We start from the raw sequence: 23,858 nt of genomic DNA, 5'->3' as shown, positions 1-23,858 counted from the left end.
GGGGTCGCGGGCGATCAGCCGCAGGGGGTGAGCCGCGCGACGTCCTCCGAGAGGGTGGTGGGACCGCCGAGGAGGACGACCCGCTGAGCTCCCGACTTCGCGATGTCGGTCAGGACGGCGCGGGGCACGCAGTTCGTCGGCACGGCGAACAGCGGGCTGTTCGAGTAGCCCGCCGCCGTGGCTCCGGCGAGGGCGTCGGGGAAATTCTCGCCCGTCGCCAGGAACACGGTCTCGGCCCTCGAGAAGGCGGCCCGGTTCAGCTGCTCCGATGTGTCGTAGCGGTCGACTCCGCCGATGCGGGTGATCGTCGGCACCGGAAGCGAGTTCTTGATCCCCTCGCTCACCGACAGGGGGCTGCCCGCGATGGTGAGGTTCTGCACCTTGAGCTTCGAGAGGATGCCCTTCGTCACGGCGTCGGCCGTGCTGCCGGTGCCGTTCACGAGGACGACGGGGGCGTCGACGGAGCCGGCCGCGGCGCTCGCGCCGAGCGCGTCGGGGAACTTCTCGCCCGTGGCGAGCCAGGCGCGCGACGAGCCGCTCGGGAACGCGCTCTGGATGATGAGCCTGGACGTGTCGTAGCGGTCCTTCCCTCCGATGCGGTCCACCGTCGGCGAGTAGGACCTCAGCTGGTTCAGCAGGCCGTCGCCGACGCTCAGTGGGGAGCCGACCACGACGATCCTCGTCGGCTTGAGCCGGCTGAGCTCGTCGCGAACGGGCTGCGACATCGAGTCGCGGTCGACCAGGAGCAGCGGACCCTTCTGCTTGGCCGCGACCGGGGCGGCGCTCAGCGCGTCGGGGAAGTTCGCGCCGGTCGCGATGTAGACGACGGGGACGTTCGGGCCGAAGACGGCCTTCGAGATCGCGACGGCGGTGCCCTGGCGGTCGGTGCCGGCCAGACGCAAGACGTCGATCCCGGCCGACGTGCTCACGGACGAGCAGCCGAGATCCTTCCGGCCGGGGCCCCGGGAGTCGCCCGTGCCGACCCAGCGGTTCCAGTCGACGGAGTCGGCGGAGACGCAGACCTGGTAGGTGCCGGGTGCCGAGACGGGCGTGGTGGCGCCGAAGCCGTGGGCGCGGCCGGCGACGGAGTACTCGCCCGGGATGTCGCCGCGGTCGCCGTTCGCGGTCTGCGTGCGGACCGTGCGGGTGCCGTCGGGGCCGGTCACCGTGACCGTCGTGGTCAGCGCGGCCTGCTGCGTCGTCGGGTCGACGGCCCAGCCGGACACGCTCAGCGTGCTGCCCGAGATGCGCGGGGCGTCGACGCGGCCCGCGGGGGCGATCCCCGCGTTGGCCAGGGTGCCGTTCGGGTTCCAGTCGCTGAAGAGGTACCAGAAGTTGATGTTGCCGTAGGTCGCGCAGTTGGCGTTGCCGGAGCCGGTGAGCGCGTAGTCGTTGGGCTGGTACGGCGTGTAGTAGTAGAGGTCGGCCGTGGCCTGGTTGCGGATGGTGACCGGCGAGGAGCCGCACGCGGTGCTCGGGTAGTAGGCGACGTTCGGCGTCGTGCCCGGAGCGTAGGTGGTGAAGTTCGAGCCGGAGCCGGGCGGGTTGGCGTAGCGCTTGAACTGGCGGGCCGCGCTGTAGACCTGCGTGAAGAAGCCCGCCGAGCCGGGGTCGCACGCCGCGGTGTCCGGGCAGTTGTAGCCGGTCGCCTTGGCGTAGTCCTCGGGGCTCGGCGTCGTGTCGGTGACGAGGCTGCGCTCCTTCTGCACGAGCACGACCAGGGCCAGCGGGTTGATGCCGCAGGCCAGGCCGACGCGCGTGAAGATCGAGGCCGACGACTCGCTGCCGGAGCCCTGGTAGGCGCTGCACATCGCGTCCGCCGCCTTCGACGGAGTCGCCTGCGAGAAGTTCTTGAGGCAGGGGGCGGTGCCGGCGGTGGAGCAGCGGCTGCCCTTCTCGTTCAGGAGCGACTGCACCTGACCGGTGCTCAGCGCGTCGCCGTCGAAGAACTGGGCGTCGCTGACGATGAAGCCGGCGCGGAAGCTCTTCGTCTCCTCGGCGCTGTACTGCGTCGACTGGTCCGGGACGCCGAGGTCGGCGCGGTCGAGGGACGCGTCGAGAGCGCCGGTCTCGACCGAGACGGTCGACGGCGCGTCCTCGGCGGCCGAGGCGGAGGTGATCGGGACGAGGGCGGTGCCGAGCCCGACGGCGAGAGCGAGCGCGGCCGTGAGCAGGCGCGATGAGCGGTAGTGATTCCCCATGATCGCGAAGTCTACGAGGCGGTCGCAGGGCGTCCTGGCCCTCGTTCGGTGGTCGTGGCGCGTCGATCGCTCGATGTCGGAGGTGCGTGGTGTCATCGGCGGCATGGATCTCTCCTTCGTCCTCGGCCTGGTGGTCGGCGCGCTCCTCGCGGGAGTCGTGGCCGTCCTCCTCGCCCGCTCCCGCACGCCAGACGCCGCCCTCGCCCTCGACCTCGCGACGGCCCGCGCCCGCGCGGAGGGCCTGGAGGAGCGGCACGAGGCCGTCGTCGAGCAGCACCGCGAGCACCTCGGCTCCGCCCGCAATCAGATCCGCGAGCTCCAGGAGCAGCTGCGCGTCGTCGCTGAGCGCGAGCGGCACGACGCGCGCATCCTGCAGACCCTCTCCCCCGTCGCCGAGAGCCTGCGCGGCATGCAGGAGGCGGTCGGCCGGCTCGAGCGCGAGCGCGCCGCCCAGTTCGGGGCGATCACCGAGCAGCTCGAGGGACAGCGGGCGGCGGGCGAGCAGCTGCGCTCGACGACCGAGACCCTCGCGTCCGCGCTCCGCTCCACCACGAGCCGCGGCGCCTGGGGCGAGACGCAGCTGCGGAACGTCGTAGAGGCCGCCGGGCTCACCCAGCGGGTCGACTTCGACGTGCAGTTCGGGCTCGATGGCGAGGCGGGCCGCGGCCGCGCCGACATGGTGGTCCGCCTGCCCGGCGGCAAGGCGATCGCGGTGGACGCCAAAGTGCCGTTCGACGCGTACCTGGAGGCGAGCGCGATCCCCGCGGGCGCCGGCGGAGAGGAGGAGGCGCGGCGTGCGGGGCTCCTGCGCGCGCACGTCCGCGCCCTCCGCGGCCACGTGGACGCGCTGGCCGCCCGCTCCTACTGGACCGGCCTCCCGGCGAGCCCCGAGTTCGTCATCGCGTTCGTGCCGAGCGAGCCGCTGCTCGCGAGCGCGCTCGACGCCGACCCGAGCCTGCTCGAGTACGCGTTCCGCAAGCGCGTCGCCCTCGCCTCGCCCGTGACCCTGTGGTCGGTGCTGAAGACCGTCGCCTACACCTGGCAGCAGGACGTGCTCACCGACGACGCCAAGCGCCTGCTCGACCTCGGCAAGACGCTCTACGCCCGTCTCGGCACCCTCGCCGACCACGCCGAGGGCCTGCGCCGCTCGCTCGAGAAGACGGTCGACTCCTACAACGCCTTCGCCGGCTCGCTCGAGAGCCGCGTGCTGGTCACCGCGCGCCAGTTCGACTCCCTCGACGAGTCGCGCGTCATCGCCCCGGTCGGAGGAGTCGCCTCCTCGCCGCGCCGCCTCACCGCCGTCGAGCTGCTCGCCGCGGACGACGAGTCCGAGCGGAGCGCGTAGGGTCCCGGGTCCCCGCTGAGCGAGCACCGGGTGTGCAGGCCGCGCGCGAGCGGCGCCGTCCATCCGGCTCGACACCCGGACGACCGCAGGTCGCGACGGCGCTCCGCCTCCGGGGCTCGGCGGAGGAGCGCCGTCGAGGCGTATCGAGACCGGCCGCGGCCCCGCCCGCTCGCCTCGGTGACCGAGGCCGGTGTCCTTCCGCGTCCTGCACGCCGGAACGCCGCCGCACTCGCCGAAGCGCCGTCAGCGGAGCGGCGCCTCAGCGGCGGGGCGGCGTCTCGGACAGACGGTGACGGCCTAGACCCACTTCTCCGCGAGGTGCTGGGCGGTCACGCGGCGGATGGTGCCCGAGCGGGAGCGCAGCACGATGGACTCCGTCGTGATGACGTGGCCCTCCTTGCGCACGCCCTTCACGAGCCCGCCGTTCGTCACTCCGGTCGCGACGAAGTAGGTGTTGTCGCTGCGGACGAGGTCGTTGGCGTGGAGGACGCGATCGAGATCGTGGCCGGCGTCGATGGCGCGCTGGCGCTCGTCGTCGTCCTTCGGGCGGAGGATGCCCTGGATCACTCCGCCGAGCGCGCGGATGGCGCAGGCCGTGATGATGCCCTCGGGCGTGCCTCCGGTGCCGACGCACATGTCGAGTCGGGAGTCGTGGCGAGCGGCGTTGATGCCGCCCGCGACGTCGCCGTCGAGCAGGAGGCGCGTGCCGGCTCCGGCCGCGCGGATGTCCTCGATCAGCTGAGCGTGGCGCGGGCGGTCCAGCACCGCGATGCGCATCTCCTCGACGGGCTTGCGCTTGGCGCGGGCCAGGGCGCGGATGTTCTCGCCGATCGGGCGCTGGATGTCGATGATCCCGACGCCCTCGGGCCCGGTGACGATCTTCTCCATGTAGAACACGGCGGAGGGGTCGAACATCGCGCCGCGGTCGGCGACGGCGATCATCGAGAGCGCGTTCTGGCGCCCGGCCGCGGTCAGCGAGGTGCCGTCGATCGGGTCGACGGCGATGTCGGCGGCGGGCCCCGAGCCGTTGCCGACGTGCTCGCCGTTGAAGAGCATGGGCGCGTTGTCCTTCTCGCCCTCGCCGATCACGACGACTCCGTCGAAGTTCACGGTCCCGAGGAAGGTGCGCATGGCGTCGACCGCTGCGCCGTCGGCGGCGTTCTTGTCGCCCTTGCCGATGAAGGGCACGGCGCGGATCGCGGCGGCCTCGGTGGCGCGGACGAGCTCCATGCCGAGGTTGCGGTCGGGGTGGAGGTAGAGCGAGTCGTTGTCGATCACAGAGCGGAGTCCTTCGTCGTCGAGTTCGTGCACGTCGTCGCAGGACCCGCGGAGCGGATCCCCATCCCTGCCCGAAGCCTAGTCCAGGGCCCTCCACGGGCGGAGGGACCGCGGAGGGGCGCCTCGCTAGACTCGTCCGCGACGCGGGCCTCGCCCGACCCCCCTTCGTTCATCCGTCAAAGGAGATGCCATGCCCGTCGCTACCCCGGACCAGTACGCAGAGATGCTCGACAAGGCGAAGGCGGGCGGCTTCGCCTACCCGGCGTTCAACGTCTCGTCGTCGCAGACGATCAACGCGGTCCTCCAGGGCCTCACCGAGGCGGGCTCGGACGGCATCATCCAGGTCACCACCGGAGGCGCGGACTACTTCGCCGGCCACACCGTGAAGAACCGCGCGGCAGGCGCGATCGCCTTCGCGAGGTTCGCGACCGAGGTCGCCAAGAACTACCCGGTCACGGTCGCGCTCCACACCGACCACTGCCCGCAGAACGCGCTCGAGGGCTTCGTCTACCCGCTGATCGCCGCCTCCGAGGAGGAGGTCAAGGCCGGTCGCGAGCCGCTGTTCCAGTCGCACATGTGGGACGGCTCCGCGATCCCGCTCGACGAGAACCTCGCCATCGCGAAGGAGATCCTCCCGCGCGTCAAGAACATCAACGCCATCCTCGAGGTCGAGATCGGCGTCGTCGGCGGCGAGGAGGACGGCGTCTCGCACGACATCAACGAGCACCTCTACACCACGCTCGACGACGCGATCGCGACCGTCGAGGCCCTCGGCTTCGGCGAGCAGGGCCGCTACATGGCCGCCCTCACCTTCGGCAACGTCCACGGCGTCTACAAGCCGGGCAACGTGCGACTGCGCCCGGAGCTGCTCCGCGAGATCCAGGACGGCCTGCAGGCGAAGTACGGCACCGGCGCGCTCCCCCTCGACCTCGTCTTCCACGGCGGCTCGGGCTCGACCGACGAGGAGATCGCCGAGGCGGTCCGCAACGGCGTCGTCAAGATGAACATCGACACCGACACGCAGTACGCGTTCAGCCGCTCCGTCGCGGACACCGTGCTGAAGAACTACGACGGCTTCCTCAAGGTCGACGGCGAGGTCGGCAACAAGAAGGTCTACGACCCGCGCTCGTGGGGCAAGATCGCCGAGACCGCGATGGCCGCGCGCGTCGCCGAGGCGACCCGTCAGCTCGGCTCGGCCGGGAACTCCGGGAAGTAGGGCACCGCTCCGTGACGAACGCACACGATCAGCCGGGCGACAGGCGTCCGGAGCCGCAGTACGGCGAGTACGCGCCGCCCGGCTGGTCGTGGCAGCCGCCGGAGGACGCCGTGGTCGTCCCCGACCCGAGGGGGTCGGAGACCGATCCGAGGCCCGCGACCGCTCCGGCCGCGAAGCCCGTCGCGCATCCCGTCGACCGCCTGCTCACGATCGTGCTGCTCGCGCTCGGCGTGTTCTTCGCCGTGCCGACGCTGCTCGATCCCTCGAGCTTCGCGACGACCCTCCAGGAGCTCTACCGCTCCCAGGGCATCGGCACCTACGCGTCGCCGGAGCTCGCACGGATCCTCGGCGTCGTGGTGGCGCTCGCGCAGTCGCTGATCGTCGCCTTCGCGGTGTGGATCTCGATCCGGCGGCTCCGCGCCGGCAAGCGCGCCGTGCTCGTCCCGATCCTCGGGATCGCGGCGACCGTGCTGCTCTCTCTGATCGTCGCGGCGATCGCCATCCTGGGCGACCCGACGTTCGCGGAGTACGTCACGCGCATGTCGGGCTCGCAGGGCGGCGCCGGCACCGACGTCTAGCGTCGATCCCCGTTCCACCGCACACGGAAGAGGCCGCCGCTCCCGAGGGAGGGCGGCCTCTTCCGTGTCCGGGCCGGAACGCTCTAGGCGCCCGCTCCCGCGCTGATGCGTCCACCGACGCCGCGGGCGTCGCGCTTGCCGGCGACGTCCTTGCGCAGCTCCTTGGGGAGCGAGAACATCAGGTCCTCCTCCGCCGTCTTGACCTCCTCGACATCGCCGTACCCGGCGGCGGCGAGGTCGTCGAGGACCTCCTGGACGAGCACCTCGGGCACCGAGGCGCCGCTGGTGACGCCGACGGTGCGGATGCCCTCGAGCCACTCCTGCTTGATCTCGCTCGCGTAGTCGACCCGGTAGGCGGCCTTCGCGCCGTACTCGAGGGCGACCTCGACGAGGCGTACGGAGTTGGAGGAGTTCGCGGAGCCGACAACGATGACCAGCTCGGCGCCCGCGGCGACCTTCTTGATCGCGACCTGGCGGTTCTGCGTGGCGTAGCAGATGTCGTCGCTCGGCGGGTCCTGCAGGTTGGGGAAGCGCTCGCGGAGACGGCGCACCGTCTCCATCGTCTCGTCGACCGAGAGCGTCGTCTGCGAGAGCCAGACGACCTTGTCCGGGTCCTTCACGACGATGTTCGGCACGTCGTCGGGGCTGCCGACGAGGGTGACGTGATCGGGAGCCTCGCCCGCGGTGCCCTCGACCTCTTCGTGGCCCTCGTGGCCGATGAGGAGGATCTCGAAGTCGTCGCGCGCGAAGCGGACGGCCTCGCGGTGCACCTTCGTCACCAGGGGGCAGGTCGCGTCGATCGCCTGGAGACCGCGGTCGGCCGCGCCCTGGACGACGGCCGGTGAGACGCCGTGCGCGCTGAAGACGATGTGCGATCCCTCGGGCACCTCGTCGACCTCGTCGACGAAGATGGCGCCCTGGCTCTCGAGCGTGGAGACGACGTGCACGTTGTGCACGATCTGCTTGCGCACGTAGACCGGGGCACCGTAGTGCTCGATGGCCTTCTCGACGGCGACGACCGCGCGGTCGACTCCGGCGCAGTAGCCGCGGGGCGCGGCGAGGAGGACGCGCTTGCGGCCCTCGACGGGGACGTCGCGCAGACGCCCTGTGGCGCGGGGCATGCGCGGCATGGGCAGGCTGATCGGGACTTGGCTCACCCCCTGATTCTACGTGGTGCATCCTGTGCCCGGGCCGTCCCGGTGTCGGACCCGTCCCGTACCGTTGTCGTCGCGGGAGGGCACTCCCGCTCCCCCCGTCCCTCCGAGCAGAGGCAGCGATGACCGACGCCCCACCCACCGCCGACGCACCCTGGCCGGTCGGCCTGCTCGCCAGCAAGATCAAGGGCTGGATCGAGCGCCTCGGGACCGCGTGGGTCGAGGGCGAGATCACCCAGTGGGGCGCGTCCGGCGGCAACGTCTACGGGAAGCTGAAGGACCTGTCCGGAGACGCGACGGTCGGCTTCACCGTCTGGTCGTCGGTGCGGAGCCGCCTCCCGGCCGACCTCAAGCAGGGCGATCGGGTCATCGCGCTGGTGAAGCCCAACTACTGGGTCAAGGGCGGCACGCTCTCGATGCAGGTCTTCGAGATGCGCCACGTCGGCCTGGGCGATCTGCTCGAGAAGCTCGAGCGGCTCCGCCGGCAGCTCGCGTCGGAGGGGCTGTTCGACGCCTCCCGCAAGAAGCCGCTGCCGTTCCTCCCGCACGGCGTGGGCCTCATCACCGGCAAGGACTCGGACGCCGAGAAGGACGTGCTGCGGAACGCGCAGCTGCGCTGGCCGGCCGTGCGCTTCCGGGTGGTCCACTCGGCCGTGCAGGGCGACCGGACGGTCCCGGAGGTGCTCTCGGCCCTGCGGACCCTCGAGGCCGACGACAGCATCGACGTGATCGTGATCGCCCGCGGAGGCGGCGACTTCCAGAACCTGCTCGGCTTCAGCGACGAGGCGCTCGTGCGCGCCGTCGCCGCCTGCTCCACTCCGGTCGTCAGCGCGATCGGCCACGAGGCCGACCGCCCGCTGCTCGACGACGTCGCCGACCTGCGCGCCTCCACTCCCACCGACGCCGCGAAGAGGGTCGTGCCCGACGTCTCCGACGAGCTGCTGCGCGTGCAGCAGGCCCGGCTGCGGATGACCGGCCGCGTGAGCGGGCTCGTCTCGCACGAGATCGACCGGCTCTCGCAGCTGCGCTCGCGGCCGGTGCTCGCCCAGCCGCACGTGCTGGTCGACCGGCACGCCGAGGAGCTGACCCGCTGGGTCGCGCGCGGCGCCGAGCTGGTGGACCGCCGCCTCGAGCGCGCGCACCTCGAGGTCGAGCGCCTGCACGGCCACCTGCGCGCCCTCTCCCCCCAGCACACCCTCGACCGCGGCTACGCGATCGTCCAGAACGCGGCCGGGCACGTCGTCCGGGCGCCCGGTGACGCGCCGGCCGGCGGCGCACTCGTCCTCACGCTCGCGGAGGGGGCCGTCGGCGCCCGCTCCGAGGGGCCCACCGGCGATCCCGCCGGCCGGTCCTGAGCCCGCCGCGCCACCCGTCCCCCCTCAGCCCCGATCGATAGGATCAGACCCATGCCCGACTCCCCCGACGCCCCGGCGACCGACTCCGACGTCTCGGGATTCTCCTACGAGCAGGCGCGCGACGAGCTCGTCCGCGTCGTCTCCGAGCTCGAGCAGGGCAGCTCCACCCTCGAGCGCTCGCTCGCCCTGTGGGAGCGCGGCGAGGCCCTCGCCGCCCGCTGCGAGGAGTGGCTGATCGGAGCACGCGCCCGGCTGGACGCGGCCCGCTCCGGAGGGGCGGCCGCCGGATGAGCCGCGCGAAGCCCGCGCGGGTCGTCGCCGAGCTCGGGCGCCCGGAGACGGCCGCCGAGACGGCCGCACGCAAGGCCGAGAACTCCCGGCTCTACCGTCAGCGCAAGACGGTCAACAACCTCGTCTTCTCGCTGCTCGCGACCGTCGGCGCCGTGGCGCTCATCGTCCTGCTCGTCCCCCGCGGCGACACCGTGGAGCTCTCCTCGGTCGACGTCCCCCGCGTCGCCGCACAGGTCCAGCTGGGCGAGGAGCAGACGCTCGCCGTGCCCTCCCTGCCCGACGGCTGGAAGGCCAACGCGGCCGAGCTCCGCCGCGAGAACGGCACCGACTACTGGTACGTCGGCCTGATCACCCCGAAGGCGGGCTACATCGGCCTGAGCCAGGGGCTCGACGCGGACGCGGCCTGGGTCGCGACGCAGCTCGACCGCCGGGCGGCGACCGGCGTCGAGACGATCGACGGCCGCGACTGGACCGTCTACGACCACCGCGACTCCGGCGACGACACCGGCAACACGCCCTACGCACTCGAGACGACGGAGGGCTCCAGCACCTACCTCGTCTACGGCACGGCCCCGACGGACGAGATCCGCCTGGTCGTGGACGCCATCACCCCGCAGATCGGCCAGGAGGAGTCCCGATGAGCCTCGGAACCAGCAGCACCGTCCCCCGCGAGTCCCGCCCGCCGGCGTGGGTCTGGAAGGAGATGCTCCGCGGCAACCAGCGCTTCGTCGCCGGCGAGCCCCGCCACCCCCGCCAGGACGTCGAGCGCCGCGCCGAGCTCGCCGCCGCGCAGGCCCCGCTCGCCGCGCTTTTCGGCTGCAGCGACTCCCGCCTCGCGGCCGAGATCATCTTCGACCTGGGGCTCGGCGACCTCTTCGTCGTCCGCAACGCCGGCCAGGTGATCGCCGACTCCATCATCGGCTCGCTGGAGTACGGCGTCGCCGTCCTCGGCGTGAAGGTGCTGCTCGTGCTCGGCCACGACGAGTGCGGAGCGGTCCGGGCGGCGATCCAGTCGCAGGCGCCCGGCGCCGAGCGGCTCCCCCCGCACATCGAGCACCTGATCGAGCCGATCATCCCCGCGGTGCGCCGCCTCGTGGGCGCCCAGCCGGACGGCCGCGTGCTCGTCGACCCGTCGGCGACCGACGCGCTGGCCGTCGGCCGCGAGCACCTGCGCGACACGGTCGCCGAGCTGCTCCAGCGCTCCCCGCTGATCGCCGACGCTGTCGCGACCGGGCGGCTCGCCCTCGTGGGCGCCAACTACCGGCTCTCGGACGGCACCGTGATGTCCGATGTCGTGCTCGGCATCGATCCGCCCGAGCTCAGCCCCTACGTCTCCGAGCTGGAGCGCGACTCCGGCTCGGCCTCCTCCGCCGCCGCTCCGAGCGCGGTGGGATCGGATCCCGCGTGAGCGGCTCCGGACAGCACAGCACCAACCGATCAGACAAGGACGAACACAGCGTGGTGGATCACTCCCCGACCGACGACTCCGGCGACTTCCGCATCGAGCACGACACGATGGGCGAGGTGCGGGTCCCCCGCGACGCCCTCTACGCCGCGCAGACCCAGCGGGCGGTCGAGAACTTCCCGATCTCGGGTGCGGGGCTCGAGCCGGCCCAGATCGCGGCCCTCGCGCGCATCAAGAAGGCGGCGGCGCTGGCCAACGCCGAGCTGGGCGTGCTCGACGCCGACATCGCCACGGCGATCGCCGACGCGGCCGACCTCGTCGTCGGGGGCGGCTACGACGCGCACTTCCCGATCGACGTCTACCAGACCGGCTCGGGCACGTCCTCGAACATGAACATGAACGAGGTGCTGGGCTCGCTGGCGACCACGGCCCTCGGCCGCACCGTGCACCCGAACGACCACGTCAACGCCTCGCAGTCCTCCAACGACGTGTTCCCCACCTCGGTCCACGTCGCCGTCACCGGCGCGCTCATCGAGTCGCTGATCCCCTCGCTCGAGCAGCTCGCCGAGTCGCTCGAGGTCAAGGCGGAGCAGTGGGCCGAGGTCGTCAAGGCCGGCCGCACCCACCTGATGGACGCCACCCCCGTCACGCTCGGCCAGGAGTTCGGCGGCTACGCCGCGCAGATCCGCCTCGGCATCGAGCGCGTGCGGTCGGCGCTCCCCCGCGTCGCCGAGGTCCCGCTCGGCGGCACCGCGGTCGGCACCGGGATCAACACCCCCGCCGGCTTCCCGCAGAAGGTCATCGCGCGCCTCGCGGAGGAGACGGGCCTTCCCGTCACCGAGGCCCGCAACCACTTCGAGGCCCAGGGCGCGCGGGACTCGCTGGTCGAGGCCTCCGGAGCGCTGCGCGTGCTCGCGGTGAGCCTGACCAAGATCAACAACGACCTCCGCTGGATGGGCTCCGGCCCCAACACCGGCCTCGGAGAGCTGCGGATCCCCGACCTCCAGCCCGGATCCTCGATCATGCCCGGCAAGGTGAACCCGGTGATCCCGGAGGCCGTCCTCATGGTCTGCGCGCGCGTGATCGGCAACGACGCCACCATCGCCTGGGCCGGCGCCTCGGGTGCCTTCGAGCTCAACGTCGCGATCCCCGTCATGGGGACGGCGCTGCTGGAGTCGATCCGCCTCCTCGCGAACTCCGCCGTGCTGCTCGCCGACAAGACCGTCGACGGCCTCGAGGCCGACGTCGAGCACGCCCGCGCCCTCGCCGAGTCCTCCCCCTCGATCGTCACGCCGCTCAACAAGGTGATCGGCTACGAGGCCGCCGCCAAGGTCGCGAAGAACTCGGTCGCCAAGGGGATCACCGTCCGCGAGTCGGTCGTGGACCTCGGCTTCGTCGAGCGCGGCGAGGTGACGGAGGAGCAGCTCGACAGCGCCCTCGACGTCATGTCGATGACCCACCCCGGCTGAGCCCGGCCCTCCAACGGCCCGTCCCTGCGCTCGGCGCGGAGGCGGGCCGTCAGAGCACCAGCCAGAACCCCGTGAGCAGGAACGGTCCGAACGCGACCCGTCCGCGGACGCGCAGCACGAGCACCCACAGCCCTGCCACCGCGAAGCCGACAGCGGGCGCGGCGACGACCTGCTCGGGTCCGAGAGCCGCGAGCGGCGGTGCGAGGGCCGCCTGGAGCTTCACTTCGCCGAGGCCCAGCCCGCCCGCCGCATGCAGCACGCCCAGGCACAGCACCGTCGCGAGGACGGCGAGAAGCGTCCCCGCCGTGGGCGCGAGGACGGCTCCGACCACCAGCAGCGGGAGCGTGACCGCGTTCGGGAGCCGGTGCCCGCGCACATCCGCCAGCACCAGCGGCACGCTCGCGAGCGCCACCGGGACGAGGCCGGGCGCCCGACCGAGGTGCGGGGCCCCGATCAGGAGGAGCGCCAGGGCGCCCAGGAGCAGGGCGGCCCGGTCGAGCAGAGATCCGCGGAGCATCCGCCGAGACTAGGGGGCGACGCCCTCGGGGCGTCGGAGTTCTCCACAGGGCGGCCCGGCGGCGTGCTCGGGCGGCGGCGGGTCCCATCCCGGCCTCAGTCGTGCGGCGGCAGCGGTCCCAGCAGGAGCGACGCCCAGGCGCCGTGCGCCGACGCGTCGTCGGAGGGGTGGAACTGCCCGGCGAGCACGTCGCGGTAGAGGCGACCGAGCTCCGACCGGCGCTGGTACGCCGAGCCGCCCGCGATCCGGACGGCGCTCTCGACCACGCGGAGCGCTCCCTCCGTGGTGCGGATCTTCACCCCGACCAGCGAGGGGAACCAGCGCGCGCCGCGGTCGACGAGCGCGTCCACGTCGGCCGCCGCCGTGCGCAGGGGCGCCTCGAGCCCGTCGAGCAGCATCCCGGTCTCAGCCACCCGGTGCCGCACCTCGGGGTCCTCCGCCAGTGGCCGCCCTCCCGCCCGGAGGGAGGTCCGTCGGCGGACGGAGGCGACGGCGAGCTCGAGCGCGCGCTGCGCGACACCGAGGTAGACCGAGGAGATCAGCACCTCGAAGGCCGCGAAGACGGCGAAGACGAAGGGGTCGGCGGTCGGTCCGACGGGCAGCGAGCGGATCATCCGCTCGGCCGGGACGACGACGCCGTCGAGCACCGTCGTGCGGCTCTGGGTCGCCCGCATGCCGAGCGTGTCCCAGTCGTCGCGGACCTCGAGCCCGGCGACCGGCGAGTCCGGGCGCTCACGGTGCACGAAGCCGTGCACGAGCCGCGGCTCCGACCCGCTGTTGTCGCGACCGAACACGCCGAGCCGCGTCCAAGCGGGCGCGAGGGAGGTGAAGACCTTCGTGCCGGTGAAGCGGTAGCCGCCGTCCCCGAGCGGCTCCGCCCGCGTCAGCGAATCCGAGAGCACCAGGTCGTTGCCCGCCTCGCTGTTGCCGAAGGCGAAGACGTGACCCGTCGCGGCGTCGACGAGAACCGAGCGGAGGGAGTCGTCGCCCCGCTCGAGCAGGATTCGCGCGATCCCGGTCCAGACCAGGTGCATGTTGACGGCGAGCGCGGTCGCGGGCGCGGCGGTCGCGAGGCGCGTCTGCTCGGCGGCCGCCTGCTCCAGGCCGAGGCCGGCACCGCCGAGCTCCTCGGGGACGAGCAGCGCCAGGTACCCGATCGAGCGCAGCTCCTCCAGGTCGTCCGCGCAGAACGCGTTGCGCTCGTCGTAGTCGGCCGCGCGGGTGCGGAAGCGCTCGAGGAGCGCGTCGTCGAGGATGCTCACCCGTCCACGCTACGCCCCGGTGCCCTGCAGGGACGCGCCCGGCCCGGGGATCCTCGGATCCCACGGACCGGACGCACAGCGAGCCCGTCAGGCGAGCTCGTTCGATTCCAGCATCTCGGTGACCAGAGCGGCGATCGCCGAGCGCTCGGAGCGGGTCAGCGTGACGTGCGCGAACAGCGGGTGGCCCTTCAGCGTCTCGATCACGGAGGCGACCCCGTCGTGCCGGCCGACCCGGAGGTTGTCGCGCTGCGCCACGTCGTGGGTCAGCACCACCCGGGAGTTCTGCCCGACCCGCGAGAGCACCGTGAGCAGGACGTTCCGCTCCAGCGACTGCGCCTCGTCGACGATCACGAACGCGTCGTGCAGCGAGCGCCCGCGGATGTGCGTGAGCGGCAGCACCTCGAGCATCCCGCGCTCGATCACCTCGTCGAGCACGTTCTGCGACACCAGCGCCCCGAGCGTGTCGAAGACCGCCTGCGCCCAGGGGTTCATCTTCTCGGCCGCGTCGCCGGGCAGGAAGCCGAGGTCCTGGCCGCCCACCGCGTAGAGCGGCCGGAAGACCATGATCTTCTTGTGCTGGCGCTTCTCCAGCACCGCCTCCAGGCCCGCGCAGAGCGCCAGCGCCGACTTGCCGGTGCCGGCCCGGCCGCCGAGCGAGACGATGCCGACCTCCGGGTCGAGCAGCAGGTCGATCGCGAGCCGCTGCTCCGCCGACCGCCCGTGCAGGCCGAACACGTCCTTGTCGCCGCGGACCAGCGTGATCTGCCGCTTGCCGGTGACCCTCGCGAGAGCGGAGCCGCGGTCGGAGTGGACGACGAGCCCGGTGTTGACCGGGATGTCGGCCACGACGTCCGTGAAGAGCCGCTCGCGGTCGTAGAGCTCGCTCATCGCGTCGCCGCCGAGCGTCACGTCGTCCATGCCGGTCCAACCGGACTCGGGGGCCTGCTCGGCCAGGTACTCCTCCGCGGCGAGGCCGATGGAGGCGGCCTTCACGCGCATCGGCATGTCCTTGGACACGACGGTGACCACGGCGCCCTCGCTCTGCAGGTTGAGCGCGACGGCGAGGATCCTCGCGTCGTTATCGCCCATCTGGAGCCCGCTCGGCAGCACCGACATGTTCGAGTGGTTGAGCTCGACGCGGAGCGTGCCGCCGCGGCCGACGGCGATGGGGAAGTCGAGGCGCTCGTGCTGCACGCGCAGCTCGTCGAGGCGGCGCAGGGCCTGCCGGGCGAAGTAGCCGATCTCGGGATCGTTGCGCTTGCCCTCGAGCTCGCTGATGACGACGATCGGCAGCACGACGGCGTGCTCCGCGAACCGGAACATCGAGGACGGATCCGACAGCAGCACCGAGGTGTCCAGGACGTAGGTGCGGAGGAGCTGATCGGCCGGATCCGAGGAGCCGTGCTGGACACGGCGGTGGACGCCGCCCTGCGTCCCGGTCTGCGGATCCATGCCCTGGGGAACTGTCACGACGACTCTCCACACTCCGGGGGCCGGAGCCCCCGGCTCATGTCCTCGAGCCGGTCTCATCGGTGCGTGTCGTGCACCGCGCAGTGTCCCTTCGGCGTCTGCGCGATGTCGAGCCGTACTTCTGTGGCCGTCTCGACCAGGCGCTGTACCTGATGACTCGAACCTAACCCGGCGAATGACATCCGTGTGCTTCTCACCGCTACGAATGTGTAACCAGTGTGTGAACGCGCGGAATCCGGCCTAGTAGTCGATGCTCGTGGCCGACGAGATCAGGGCGGCGCGGAGCAGCGCGAGGGTCGCGTCGGTGGTGCCGGCGTGCGCGCTGAAGCGGACGGTGCTCGGACGCACGCGCGCGGTGACGCCGTGCGCGGCGAGGGAGGCTGCCAGCGGGGCCAGCTCCTCCGGCCCCGGCTCGACGACCACGATGCCGGCGCGCTCGTGCTCGCCGCGGGAGCCCACGACCGCCAGTCCGAACTCGTCCGCGAGGTCGACGATCGCGCTGACCCGCTCCGCCACGAGCGCGGCGATCGTCGACTGCCCGACCGCGGCGACCTCCTCCAGCGCCGACGCGAGCCGGGCCTGGGCGATCGGGTCCGGGTTGCTGATGCTGAAGGCGCGGGCGTCGCCGCGCGGCGGAGCCACCTCGTCCCACGGCTCCGCCTGCTCCGATCCCGTCCAGCCGGAGAGCACCGGGGTCAGCCGCGACAGCGCCCGCTCGCTGAGCGCGAGGAAGCCCGTCCCCCAGCCGGCGCGGAGCCACTTCTGGCCGCCGGTGACGACCACGTCCGCCAGCTCGTAGGGCGCGTCGACGATGCCGAAGCCCTGGATCGCGTCGAGGACGAGCATCCGGTCGCCGATCACGTCGCGGATCGCCGCGACGTCCGCGAGGTAGCCGGTGCGGGAGTCGACCAGGCTCACCGCGACGGTCGTCACGTCGTCCGTGAGCTGCTCGCGGACCGCCTCCGGCGTCACCCGTCCCTGCTCGGTCCGCAGCCAGCGGGGCTCCACCGAGCCGAGAGCCTGCGCCGAGCGCACCGCCGCGAACGGCAGGCTCGGGAACTCCGCGGCCGACAGCAGCACCGCGCCCGAGGCGCCGAACAGCGCGTGCAGGAGGCCGGTCGAGGTGTTGGGCTGGAAGACGACGCTGTCGGCGGGGACGCGCACGAGCGCCGCCGCCGCCTCCCGGACGCGCTCGTCCTGCCGGAACAGCTCGTCGAGGGTGCCGCTGCGCGCGCGCACCAGCAGCTCGACGGCCGCCTCCTGCTCGGCGGCGACGGTCGCCGAGAGCGGGCCCACCCGGCCGAAGTCGAGGTACCCGGTCTCCTCGCCGAAGCCGGCGAGGTAGTCCTCGGTCGTGGTGGAGGTGGCCTCGTTCGAGCTCATGCCGGCCCTTCCGGTCGGTGGTGCGGCAGGAGCCGCGAGGTCAGCTGCCGAAGCGGCGGTGCCGTCCGGCGTAGTCGCGGAGCGCGCGGAGGAAGTCGACCTCGCGGATGTCGGGGCCGAGCGCCTCCATGAAGTAGAACTCGCTGTGCGCGCTCTGCCAGAGCATGAAGTCGGAGAGGCGCTGCTCCCCCGAGGTGCGGATGACCAGATCGGGGTCGGGCTGCCCGCTGGTGTACAGGTGCTCGCCGATGAGCTCCGGGGTCAGCAGGCCCGCGACGTCCTCGATGGAGGAGCCGCGCTTGCCGTGCTCCTCCAGGATGCTCCGCACGGCCTGGGCGATCTCGTGCCGCCCGCCGTAGCCGACCGCGAGGTTGACGTGCAGGCCCGTGTGGGAGGCGGTGCGCGCCTCCGCCGTGTCGAGCGCGGCCACGAGCGAGGGCGGGAGGCCCTCGTCGGAGCCGACGTGCTGCACGCGCCAGTCGGGCTGCTGCGAGACCTCCTCGGCGAGGTCGGCGATGATCGCGATCAGCTCGGTCAGCTCGCTGCTGTCGCGGCCGACGAGGTTGTCCTGCGAGAGCAGGTAGAGGGTGACATGGCGCACGCCGAGCTCGTCGCACCACTGCAGGAACTCGTGCACCTTGGCGGCGCCGGCCCGGTGGCCGTGCGCGGCGGTCTCGAGGGCCCGCTGCCGCGCCCAGCGCCGGTTGCCGTCGATGATCATCGCGACGTGGTTCGGCAGGGAGTCGGGGGGAAGGCTCGAGCGGAGGCGCTTCTTGTAGACGCCGTAGAGGAGGTCCCTTCCCACAGGCAGTCTCGGCTTCGGCACAGTGACACGGTAGTCGACCCGGGGCGCTCCTCGAAGCCCGGCGGCGCTCGGCGTCGGCCCGGGACGGCGTCGTAGTCTGTCCGGCATGAGCCAGCGGCCGACGCCTCCCCCGTCCGATCCCCGCGCCCGCACCGACCGCGGCGGAGACGCCGTCGGAGCGGACGGCCCGGACCTGCCCGCCCTCCCCCTCGTCGAGGACGCGATCGAGCACGACTCCTCGGCGGAGGTCCGGCCCACCTGGCGCGGCTGGATCCACGCCGGCCTCTTCCCGCTCGCGATCGTCGCCGGAGTGGTGCTGATCGTGGTCGCGGAGGGGACCGCGGCGAAGTGGGCGGCCGCGGTGTTCGCGACCACGTCGCTCCTGCTCTTCGGGAACTCCGCTCTGTACCACCGCTTCGACTGGAAGCCGCGGACGAAGATGATCCTCAAGCGGATCGACCACGCCAACATCTTCCTGCTGATCGCCGGCACCTACACGCCGCTGGCCGTGCTCGCCCTGCCGCCCGCGCAGGGCACGCTCCTGCTGGTCCTGGTCTGGGCGGGGGCGCTGCTCGGGATCGGCTTCCGCGTCTTCTGGATCGGGGCGCCGCGCTGGCTCTACGTGCCGCTCTACCTGCTGCTGGGCTGGGCGGCCGTGATGTACCTCGGTCCGCTCTTCGAGGCCAGCGCGACGATGATGGTGCTCGTCCTCGTCGGCGGGCTCTGCTACTCCGCCGGAGCCGTGATCTACGGGATCAAGAAGCCCAACCCGGTCCCGGGCGTCTTCGGCTTCCACGAGATCTTCCACGCGCTCACGGCCGTGGCGTTCCTCTGCCACTGGACGGCGGCGCTGATCGTCTCACTCCACCCCGCCTACAACGCCTAGCGGGGCCCGGGCCCACCGGTGCGGGCCGGGCTCAGCCCTCGCTGCGCTCCGCCTCCTCGGCGTCGAGCCGCTCCTTCACCTGGGCGGTGTAGGTGGTGCGCCGCACGCGCCGGACCATGTCGAGCGCGAGGAGGACGGCGGCCAGAGCGATCACGAGCATCGTGATGAAGCCGAAGAGGCCCGGCGTGACCGTGTCCTCGTTGAACTCGGGACCCGGGGTCGGCACCGTCGTGGAGGCGAGGACGACGGCGCGCTGGGCGCCCTCGAGCAGCCCGGCGATCACGCGCGCACCTCGTCGGCGACGACGACGCCGGAGCCGTCGGGCTCCGGGGACACCGGGGCGTCCCCCGAGGGCTCGGGGTCGGGAGCGATCGGCGGGACGACCGCGGTCGGGCCCGGGGCGAGCTCGGCCAGGTCGAGACCGGCGAAGAGATCCGTCTCGGGCGTCGGCGCGTCGACCCGGCTCTCGACGAGCTGGAAGTCGTCGGTCGGCCAGGCGGCGTCGATCGCCTCGTGCGGGAGGAAGAAGAAGGCGTTGTCCGGAGCGACCTGGCTGGCGTGGGCCAGCAGGGCCGCATCGCGCCGATCGTGGAAGCCGGAGATCACGACCCGCGTCGTCGCGAGGTACGGGGTGTCCTCGTTCCAGCGCTTCATCTCCTCGAAGACCGACAGGCGCGGGTCCTCCGGGTCGATCGAGCGCAGGTGCTCGGCGATCGCCCGCAGCTTCTGGCCACTGAAGACGCGGTCGTAGTACAGCTTCGAGATCGACCACGGAGCGCCCGTGCCCCGGTACTCCTCGGCGAGGCCCGCCGCGCGGTACGCCTCGACGGCGACCTGGTGGGCGCGGATGTGGTCGGGGTGCGGGTAGCCGCCGTTCTCGTCGTAGCTGATGATCACGTGCGGCCGGAACCGGCGGACCAGGCGCACGAGCGGAGCGGCGGCCGTGGCGAGCGGCAGGCCCGCGAACGAGGCGGCGTCGACCTTCCCGTCCTCGGGCATGCCGGAGTCGACGAAGCCGAGCCAGGCGTGCTCGACGCCGAGCGCCTCGCGAGCGGCCGCCATCTCGTACCGGCGGAGGCCGCCGATGTCGCGCTCGGCGTGCGCGCGGGCCTCGAGGCCCTCGTTCAGCACGGAGCCGGCCTCGCCTCCGGTGCAGGAGACCACCATGACCTCGGCGCCCCGCGAGGCGTAGGCGGCCAGCGTCGCCGCGCCCTTGCTCGACTCGTCGTCAGGATGGGCGTGCACGGCGAGGAGGCGCGGAGTGTCCCGCACCTCCGAATCGACGGAGACCTCGACGGCCTGGGACACGATCGCTCGATTCCTCGGGGTTTAATGGGATCGGCGCTCCCGTCCGCGAAGGACGCGCGCCACCCGTCCAGAGTAGACGCATCACCCAGGGAGTTCCGTGGCCGCCCGCACGTCCGAGAGCGTCGAGGGAGCCGCCGCGCCCGCGCACGATCCGGACGCGGTCCGCGCCGCCGGACCCCTCGCCACCCGCTACGGCCGCACGACGCGCACCCGCCGCGGCAACCGCTGGCTCTTCGGCGGCGTCGCGCTCGCCTTCGTCGCCGTCTTCGCCGCCTGGGTCGTCTGGGCCGGACTCGACGGAGCACGCGGCGGAGTGGACGTCCAGGACACCGCGCACCAGGTCGTCGACGACCGCACCGTCACCGTCTCCTTCGACCTCACCGCGCCCGTCGGCCGCGAGGTCGCCTGCGCGGTCCAGGCCCTCAACGAGCAGTCCGCCGTGGTCGGCTGGCTGGTCGTGGAGTACCCCGCCTCGACGGAGCGCTTCCGCTCCTACACGGAGACGGTCCGCACCACCGAGCTCGCGAACACAGGTTTGATCTCCTCCTGCTGGCTCCCGTAGGCTTGCCCGAAGCCCTGACGGACTCGTCGGGGCCTCGCCATTCCCACCGCCGCCTGACGCCGGCCGTCCCCACCGCCGGACGCGGACACCTCCGCACGGTGCTGCCGGGCGCCGCGAGCGCGGCCCGCAGAGCAGGAGCCCACCATGGCCGACCAGTCACAGGTGACCTGGATGACCCAGGAGTCGTACGACCGCCTCGAGGCGGAGCTCACCGAGCTGTCCACCAACGGACGCGAGGAGATCGCCAAGCGCATCGAGGTCGCCCGCGAGGAGGGCGACCTGAAGGAGAACGGCGGCTACCACGCCGCGAAGGACGAGCAGGGCAAGATCGAGGCCCGCATCCGCCAGCTGACCTCGCTCCTCCGCGAAGCCGAGATCGGCACGCCCCCCGAGAGCCACGGAGTCGTCGAGGCCGGCACCATCATCACCGCCGAGATCGCCGGCGACGAGTCCCGCTTCCTCCTCGGCAACCGCGAGATGGCGGGCGAGAGCGACCTCGACGTCTACAGCCCCCAGAGCCCCCTCGGATCGGCGATCATGGGCCTGAACGTCGGCGACACCGCCCGCTTCACGGCACCCAACGGGCGGGAGATCGAGGTCCGCGTCGCCAACGTCGAGACCTGGTCCGGCCACTGATCGCACGTCGCGGCGCTCTCCGCGGCGTTGTCGTCGGGCGCGATACCGCCGGTACCGCTTCCTCCTCCGCCTTGCGGAGAACGCCGCGACGCACGATCAGCCCTCTCCAGACGGGGGGGGCGCCGGCTTCGCGGCGACAGCGTCGGGCGCGATACCGCCGGTACCGGCTTCCTCCTCCGCCTTGCGGAGAACGCCGCGACACACGATCAGCCCTCTCCAGACGGGGGGCGCCGGCTTCGCGGCGACAGCGTCGGGCGCGACACCGCCGGTACCGCTTCCTCCTCCGCCTTGCGGAGAACGCCGCGACGCACGATCAGCCCTCTCCGAACGGGCGCGCCGCGCCGGCTTCGCGGCGACGGCGAGGGCGCGAGATCGCCGGTACCGGCTTTGTCCTCCGCTCTGCGGAGAACACCGCGGCGCCCACAGGCGGTCAGTTGCGGGAGATGCGGGGGGCGTAGCCGGCGTCGGTGAGGACCTTGATGACCCGGTCGGCGTGCTCGGGGCCGCGGGTCTCGACGCTGATCTCGATCTCGACCTCGCTGATCTGCAGGCCCCGGCCGTGCCGGGTGTGCAGCACCTCGACCACGTTCGCATTCGCCTCCGAGATGAGCTCCGCGATGCGCGACAGCTGCCCCGGACGATCCGGCAGCCCGATGCTCATCTTGAGGTAGCGCTCCGACGCGGCCAGGCCCCGGCTGATCACCCGCTCCATCATCAGCGGATCGATGTTGCCGCCCGACAGGATGACCGCGGTCGCTCCGGCGTCGCGGATCTTCCCCGTCAGGATCGCCGCGATGCCCACCGCGCCCGCGGGCTCCACCACGAGCTTCGCCCGCTCCAGCAGCACCAGCAGAGCCCGGGCGATGTCGTCGTCCTCGACGGTGACGACCTCGTCCACCATCTCGCGGACGATCGCGAAGTTCAGCTGCCCCGGCTTCGCCACGGCGATGCCGTCGGCGATCGTCGGAGAGATCGTGATCGCGGTCGGCTCGCCGCTCGCGAGCGAGAGGGGGTACGGCGCCGCGTTGGCCGCCTGCACGCCGATGACGCGGAGCGTGCGCCCCTCCTCGGCCGCCTTCTGCTTGGCCGCCGAGGCGACCCCGGCGATGAGGCCGCCGCCGCCGATGGGCACCACGATGGTCTCGACGGCGGGGGCCTGCTCGAGGATCTCGAGGCCGACCGTGCCCTGGCCGGTGATCACGTCGGGGTGGTCGTAGGGAGGAACGAAGACCGCGCCCGTGCGCTCGGCGAACTCCGCCGCCGCCGCGAGCGCCTCGTTGAAGATGTGGCCGCTCAGCACCACGTCCGCGCCGTAGTCGCGGGTGGCTGCGAGCTTGGGCAGCGCGACGCCGATCGGCATGAAGATCGTGGCCTTGATCCCCAGCTCCCGCGCCGCGTAGGCGACGCCCTGCGCGTGGTTGCCGGCCGAGGCCGCCACGACTCCGCGGGCCCGCTCCTCCGGGGTGAGCCGCGACATCCGGAACACCGCTCCGCGGATCTTGTAGGAGCCGGTGCGCTGGAGGTTCTCGCACTTGAGGAACACGGGCGAGCCGAGGACCTGCGCGAGGAAGGTGCTCGTCTCCATGGGGGTGGCGGCGATGACGGGGGCGAGGACGGCGCGGGCCGCCTCGAACTCGTGGAGGGCGGGTCCGACGACGCGGCTAGTCTGCATGCTCTGCGGCAACTCTCTCGGGGGTTCGGGTCGGCGAGCGCCAGGCTCCGCTCGCGACGTACTTGACCATGACGTTGAGCGTGGCCACGACGGGCACCGCGAAGAAGGCGCCCGCGATGCCGCCGATGATCGAGCCTCCGGCCACCGCGAGCACGACGGCCAGCGGGTGGACCTTGACCGCCGACCCCATGATCAGCGGCTGGAGGATGTGGCCCTCGAGCTGCTGCACCGCGAGGACGACGATCAGCAGGAAGAGCGCGATCAGCGGTCCGTTGTAGACCAGCGCGATGAAGACGGCCAGCGCCCCGGTCACCACGGCGCCGATGACCGGCACGAAGGAGCCGAGGAAGACGAGCACGCCGATCGGGATGGCCAGCGGGACGCCGAGGAGGAAGGAGCCGAGGCCGATGCCGACCGCGTCGACGAAGGCGACCAGGATCTGCACCTTCACGAAGTTGGTCAGCGTCACCCACCCTGCGCGACCGGCGCCGTCGACGGCTCCGCGGGCGCGGCGCGGGAAGAGGCGGACGACCCAGCTCCAGATGTTCGGCCCGTCGATGAGGATGAACAGCGTCGAGAAGAGGGTGAGCAGCACGCCCGTCAGCAGATGGCCGACGGTCGAGCCGACGCTGAGCGCGCCGCTGACCAGCATCCCCGAGTCCTGCTGCAGGGCCGTGAGCGCCTGCTGCGCGTACTGGTTGATGTCGGTCTCGGTGAGGTGGAGCGGCGACTCGAGGAGGAAGGCCTTGAAGTCGTCGTAGGACTGCACCGTCTGCCGGCTGAGATCGTCGAAGCCGGAGTAGACCTGGGTGACGACGAGGAAGAGGAGCCCGCCGATCACCACGACGATCCCCAGCTCCGCCAGGACGACGGCGGCCCACTTGGGCCAGCGGTGGCGCTGGAGGAAGCTCGAGAACGGCACGAGCAGGGCGGCGATCACGATCGCGAGCAGGAGCGGGATGACGATCAGCCGCAGCTCGATGACGAGCAGCACCAGCACCGCGAGCGCCGCGACCACGACGAGGACGCGCCAGGCCCAGGCGCCGGCGATGCGCATCCCGTCGC

General features: G+C 72.4%; 23 protein-coding genes. 11 read left to right on the top strand and 12 right to left on the bottom strand.

The features are described 5' to 3' along the window. Nucleotides 1–14 precede the first annotated feature (14 nt). Nucleotides 15–2,201 (bottom strand): cell wall-binding repeat-containing protein, encoded by a 2,187-nt coding sequence (locus C5C56_RS03090; protein ID WP_104319092.1) that lies wholly within the window; start codon nucleotides 2,199–2,201, stop codon nucleotides 15–17. A gap of 103 nt (nucleotides 2,202–2,304) precedes the next feature. On the opposite strand from C5C56_RS03090, the gene C5C56_RS03085 reads away from it, so the two are divergent. Continuing rightward, nucleotides 2,305–3,546 (top strand): DNA recombination protein RmuC, encoded by a 1,242-nt coding sequence (locus C5C56_RS03085; protein WP_104319141.1) that lies wholly within the window; start codon nucleotides 2,305–2,307, stop codon nucleotides 3,544–3,546. Between the two features lie 297 nt (nucleotides 3,547–3,843). Here C5C56_RS03085 and glpX read toward each other — a convergent pair whose 3' ends face one another. Beyond that, nucleotides 3,844–4,776 (bottom strand): class II fructose-bisphosphatase, encoded by a 933-nt coding sequence (gene glpX, locus C5C56_RS03080; protein ID WP_097165697.1) that lies wholly within the window; start codon nucleotides 4,774–4,776, stop codon nucleotides 3,844–3,846. A 238-nt stretch (nucleotides 4,777–5,014) separates the two neighbouring features. Here glpX and fbaA point away from each other — a divergent pair, with 238 nt between their 5' ends. Continuing rightward, nucleotides 5,015–6,040 carry a class II fructose-bisphosphate aldolase gene (gene fbaA, locus C5C56_RS03075; protein WP_104224414.1) on the top strand — a complete coding sequence of 342 codons (1,026 nt, stop codon included), beginning with the start codon at nucleotides 5,015–5,017 and terminating at the stop codon, nucleotides 6,038–6,040. An 11-nt stretch (nucleotides 6,041–6,051) separates the two neighbouring features. Next, entirely contained in the window at nucleotides 6,052–6,618 is a 567-nt protein-coding gene (locus C5C56_RS03070; protein ID WP_104224415.1) for a DUF6264 family protein, read from the top strand. An 83-nt stretch (nucleotides 6,619–6,701) separates the two neighbouring features. Here C5C56_RS03070 and C5C56_RS03065 read toward each other — a convergent pair whose 3' ends face one another. Continuing rightward, nucleotides 6,702–7,748: a 4-hydroxy-3-methylbut-2-enyl diphosphate reductase gene (locus tag C5C56_RS03065; protein ID WP_104225527.1), complete on the bottom strand. Its 1,047-nt coding sequence runs from the start codon at nucleotides 7,746–7,748 to the stop codon at nucleotides 6,702–6,704. A 146-nt stretch (nucleotides 7,749–7,894) separates the two neighbouring features. Here C5C56_RS03065 and xseA point away from each other — a divergent pair, with 146 nt between their 5' ends. The 5 genes from xseA to C5C56_RS03040 are packed head-to-tail and all read left to right on the top strand — an operon-like array spanning nucleotide 7,895 to nucleotide 12,292. Beyond that, nucleotides 7,895–9,127 carry an exodeoxyribonuclease VII large subunit gene (xseA, locus tag C5C56_RS03060; protein ID WP_104260146.1) on the top strand — a complete coding sequence of 411 codons (1,233 nt, stop codon included), beginning with the start codon at nucleotides 7,895–7,897 and terminating at the stop codon, nucleotides 9,125–9,127. A 51-nt stretch (nucleotides 9,128–9,178) separates the two neighbouring features. Next, the gene (locus tag C5C56_RS03055; RefSeq protein ID WP_104224418.1) at nucleotides 9,179–9,418 is read left to right on the top strand and encodes an exodeoxyribonuclease VII small subunit; all 240 of its coding nucleotides are present in this window, start codon (nucleotides 9,179–9,181) and stop codon (nucleotides 9,416–9,418) included. Beyond that, nucleotides 9,415–10,059 (top strand): DUF4245 domain-containing protein, encoded by a 645-nt coding sequence (locus C5C56_RS03050; protein WP_104232761.1) that lies wholly within the window; start codon nucleotides 9,415–9,417, stop codon nucleotides 10,057–10,059. Before C5C56_RS03055 ends, C5C56_RS03050 begins: the two co-directional genes overlap by 4 nt. Further along, entirely contained in the window at nucleotides 10,056–10,826 is a 771-nt protein-coding gene (locus C5C56_RS03045; protein ID WP_208543312.1) for a carbonic anhydrase, read from the top strand. Before C5C56_RS03050 ends, C5C56_RS03045 begins: the two co-directional genes overlap by 4 nt. Nucleotides 10,827–10,876: 50 nt before the next feature. After that, complete coding sequence (locus tag C5C56_RS03040; protein ID WP_104319091.1) at nucleotides 10,877–12,292, top strand: aspartate ammonia-lyase; 1,416 nt, start codon at nucleotides 10,877–10,879, stop codon at nucleotides 12,290–12,292. Nucleotides 12,293–12,341: 49 nt separating this feature from the next. Here C5C56_RS03040 and C5C56_RS03035 read toward each other — a convergent pair whose 3' ends face one another. The 5 genes from C5C56_RS03035 to C5C56_RS03015 all read right to left on the bottom strand — a co-directional run bounded on the left by C5C56_RS03035 (nucleotide 12,342) and on the right by C5C56_RS03015 (nucleotide 17,729). After that, on the bottom strand, nucleotides 12,342–12,809 hold the full coding sequence (locus C5C56_RS03035; protein WP_104319090.1) for a prepilin peptidase: 468 nt from the start codon (nucleotides 12,807–12,809) through the stop codon (nucleotides 12,342–12,344). 95 nt (nucleotides 12,810–12,904) lie between these two features. Then, nucleotides 12,905–14,071, bottom strand: coding sequence for an acyl-CoA dehydrogenase family protein (locus C5C56_RS03030; protein WP_104319089.1), 1,167 nt, complete (start codon nucleotides 14,069–14,071; stop codon nucleotides 12,905–12,907). 87 nt (nucleotides 14,072–14,158) lie between these two features. Then, nucleotides 14,159–15,523: a PhoH family protein gene (locus C5C56_RS03025; protein ID WP_104266924.1), complete on the bottom strand. Its 1,365-nt coding sequence runs from the start codon at nucleotides 15,521–15,523 to the stop codon at nucleotides 14,159–14,161. Between the two features lie 258 nt (nucleotides 15,524–15,781). Further along, nucleotides 15,782–16,924, bottom strand: a complete 1,143-nt coding sequence (locus C5C56_RS03020; RefSeq protein WP_104262468.1) for an aminotransferase class V-fold PLP-dependent enzyme — start codon at nucleotides 16,922–16,924, stop codon at nucleotides 15,782–15,784. Nucleotides 16,925–16,964: 40 nt separating this feature from the next. After that, nucleotides 16,965–17,729 carry an isoprenyl transferase gene (locus C5C56_RS03015; protein WP_279630826.1) on the bottom strand — a complete coding sequence of 255 codons (765 nt, stop codon included), beginning with the start codon at nucleotides 17,727–17,729 and terminating at the stop codon, nucleotides 16,965–16,967. A 106-nt stretch (nucleotides 17,730–17,835) separates the two neighbouring features. On the opposite strand from C5C56_RS03015, the gene C5C56_RS03010 reads away from it, so the two are divergent. Then, entirely contained in the window at nucleotides 17,836–18,615 is a 780-nt protein-coding gene (locus tag C5C56_RS03010; protein ID WP_104268443.1) for a hemolysin III family protein, read from the top strand. Nucleotides 18,616–18,646: 31 nt separating this feature from the next. On the opposite strand, the gene C5C56_RS03005 is transcribed toward C5C56_RS03010, so the two are convergent. Both C5C56_RS03005 and mca read right to left on the bottom strand, forming a co-directional pair. Continuing rightward, a complete protein-coding gene (locus C5C56_RS03005; protein WP_244230611.1) occupies nucleotides 18,647–18,898 on the bottom strand; it encodes a hypothetical protein in 252 nt (83 codons plus the stop codon). Further along, a complete protein-coding gene (gene mca / locus C5C56_RS03000; RefSeq protein WP_244229458.1) occupies nucleotides 18,895–19,923 on the bottom strand; it encodes a mycothiol conjugate amidase Mca in 1,029 nt (342 codons plus the stop codon). The genes C5C56_RS03005 and mca overlap by 4 nt, the downstream gene beginning before the upstream one ends. A 97-nt stretch (nucleotides 19,924–20,020) precedes the next feature. Here mca and C5C56_RS02995 point away from each other — a divergent pair, with 97 nt between their 5' ends. Together C5C56_RS02995 and greA are read left to right on the top strand one after the other, a co-directional pair. Then, entirely contained in the window at nucleotides 20,021–20,485 is a 465-nt protein-coding gene (locus C5C56_RS02995) for a DUF4307 domain-containing protein (protein WP_104319088.1), read from the top strand. 144 nt (nucleotides 20,486–20,629) lie between these two features. Beyond that, nucleotides 20,630–21,121, top strand: a complete 492-nt coding sequence (gene greA / locus C5C56_RS02990) for a transcription elongation factor GreA (RefSeq protein ID WP_104225519.1) — start codon at nucleotides 20,630–20,632, stop codon at nucleotides 21,119–21,121. A gap of 430 nt (nucleotides 21,122–21,551) precedes the next feature. Here greA and ilvA read toward each other — a convergent pair whose 3' ends face one another. Both ilvA and C5C56_RS02980 read right to left on the bottom strand, forming a co-directional pair. Next, nucleotides 21,552–22,793: a threonine ammonia-lyase gene (gene ilvA / locus C5C56_RS02985; RefSeq protein WP_104246633.1), complete on the bottom strand. Its 1,242-nt coding sequence runs from the start codon at nucleotides 22,791–22,793 to the stop codon at nucleotides 21,552–21,554. Continuing rightward, nucleotides 22,783–23,850, bottom strand: coding sequence for an AI-2E family transporter (locus tag C5C56_RS02980; protein ID WP_258059301.1), 1,068 nt, complete (start codon nucleotides 23,848–23,850; stop codon nucleotides 22,783–22,785). Before C5C56_RS02980 ends, ilvA begins: the two co-directional genes overlap by 11 nt. Between the last annotated feature and the right edge of the window lie 8 nt (nucleotides 23,851–23,858).

The sequence above is a fragment of the Rathayibacter sp. AY1D1 genome (assembly GCF_002932635.1).
Taxonomy (GTDB): Bacteria; Actinomycetota; Actinomycetes; order Actinomycetales; family Microbacteriaceae; genus Rathayibacter.
This window is presented reverse-complemented; position numbering and strand designations above follow the sequence as displayed.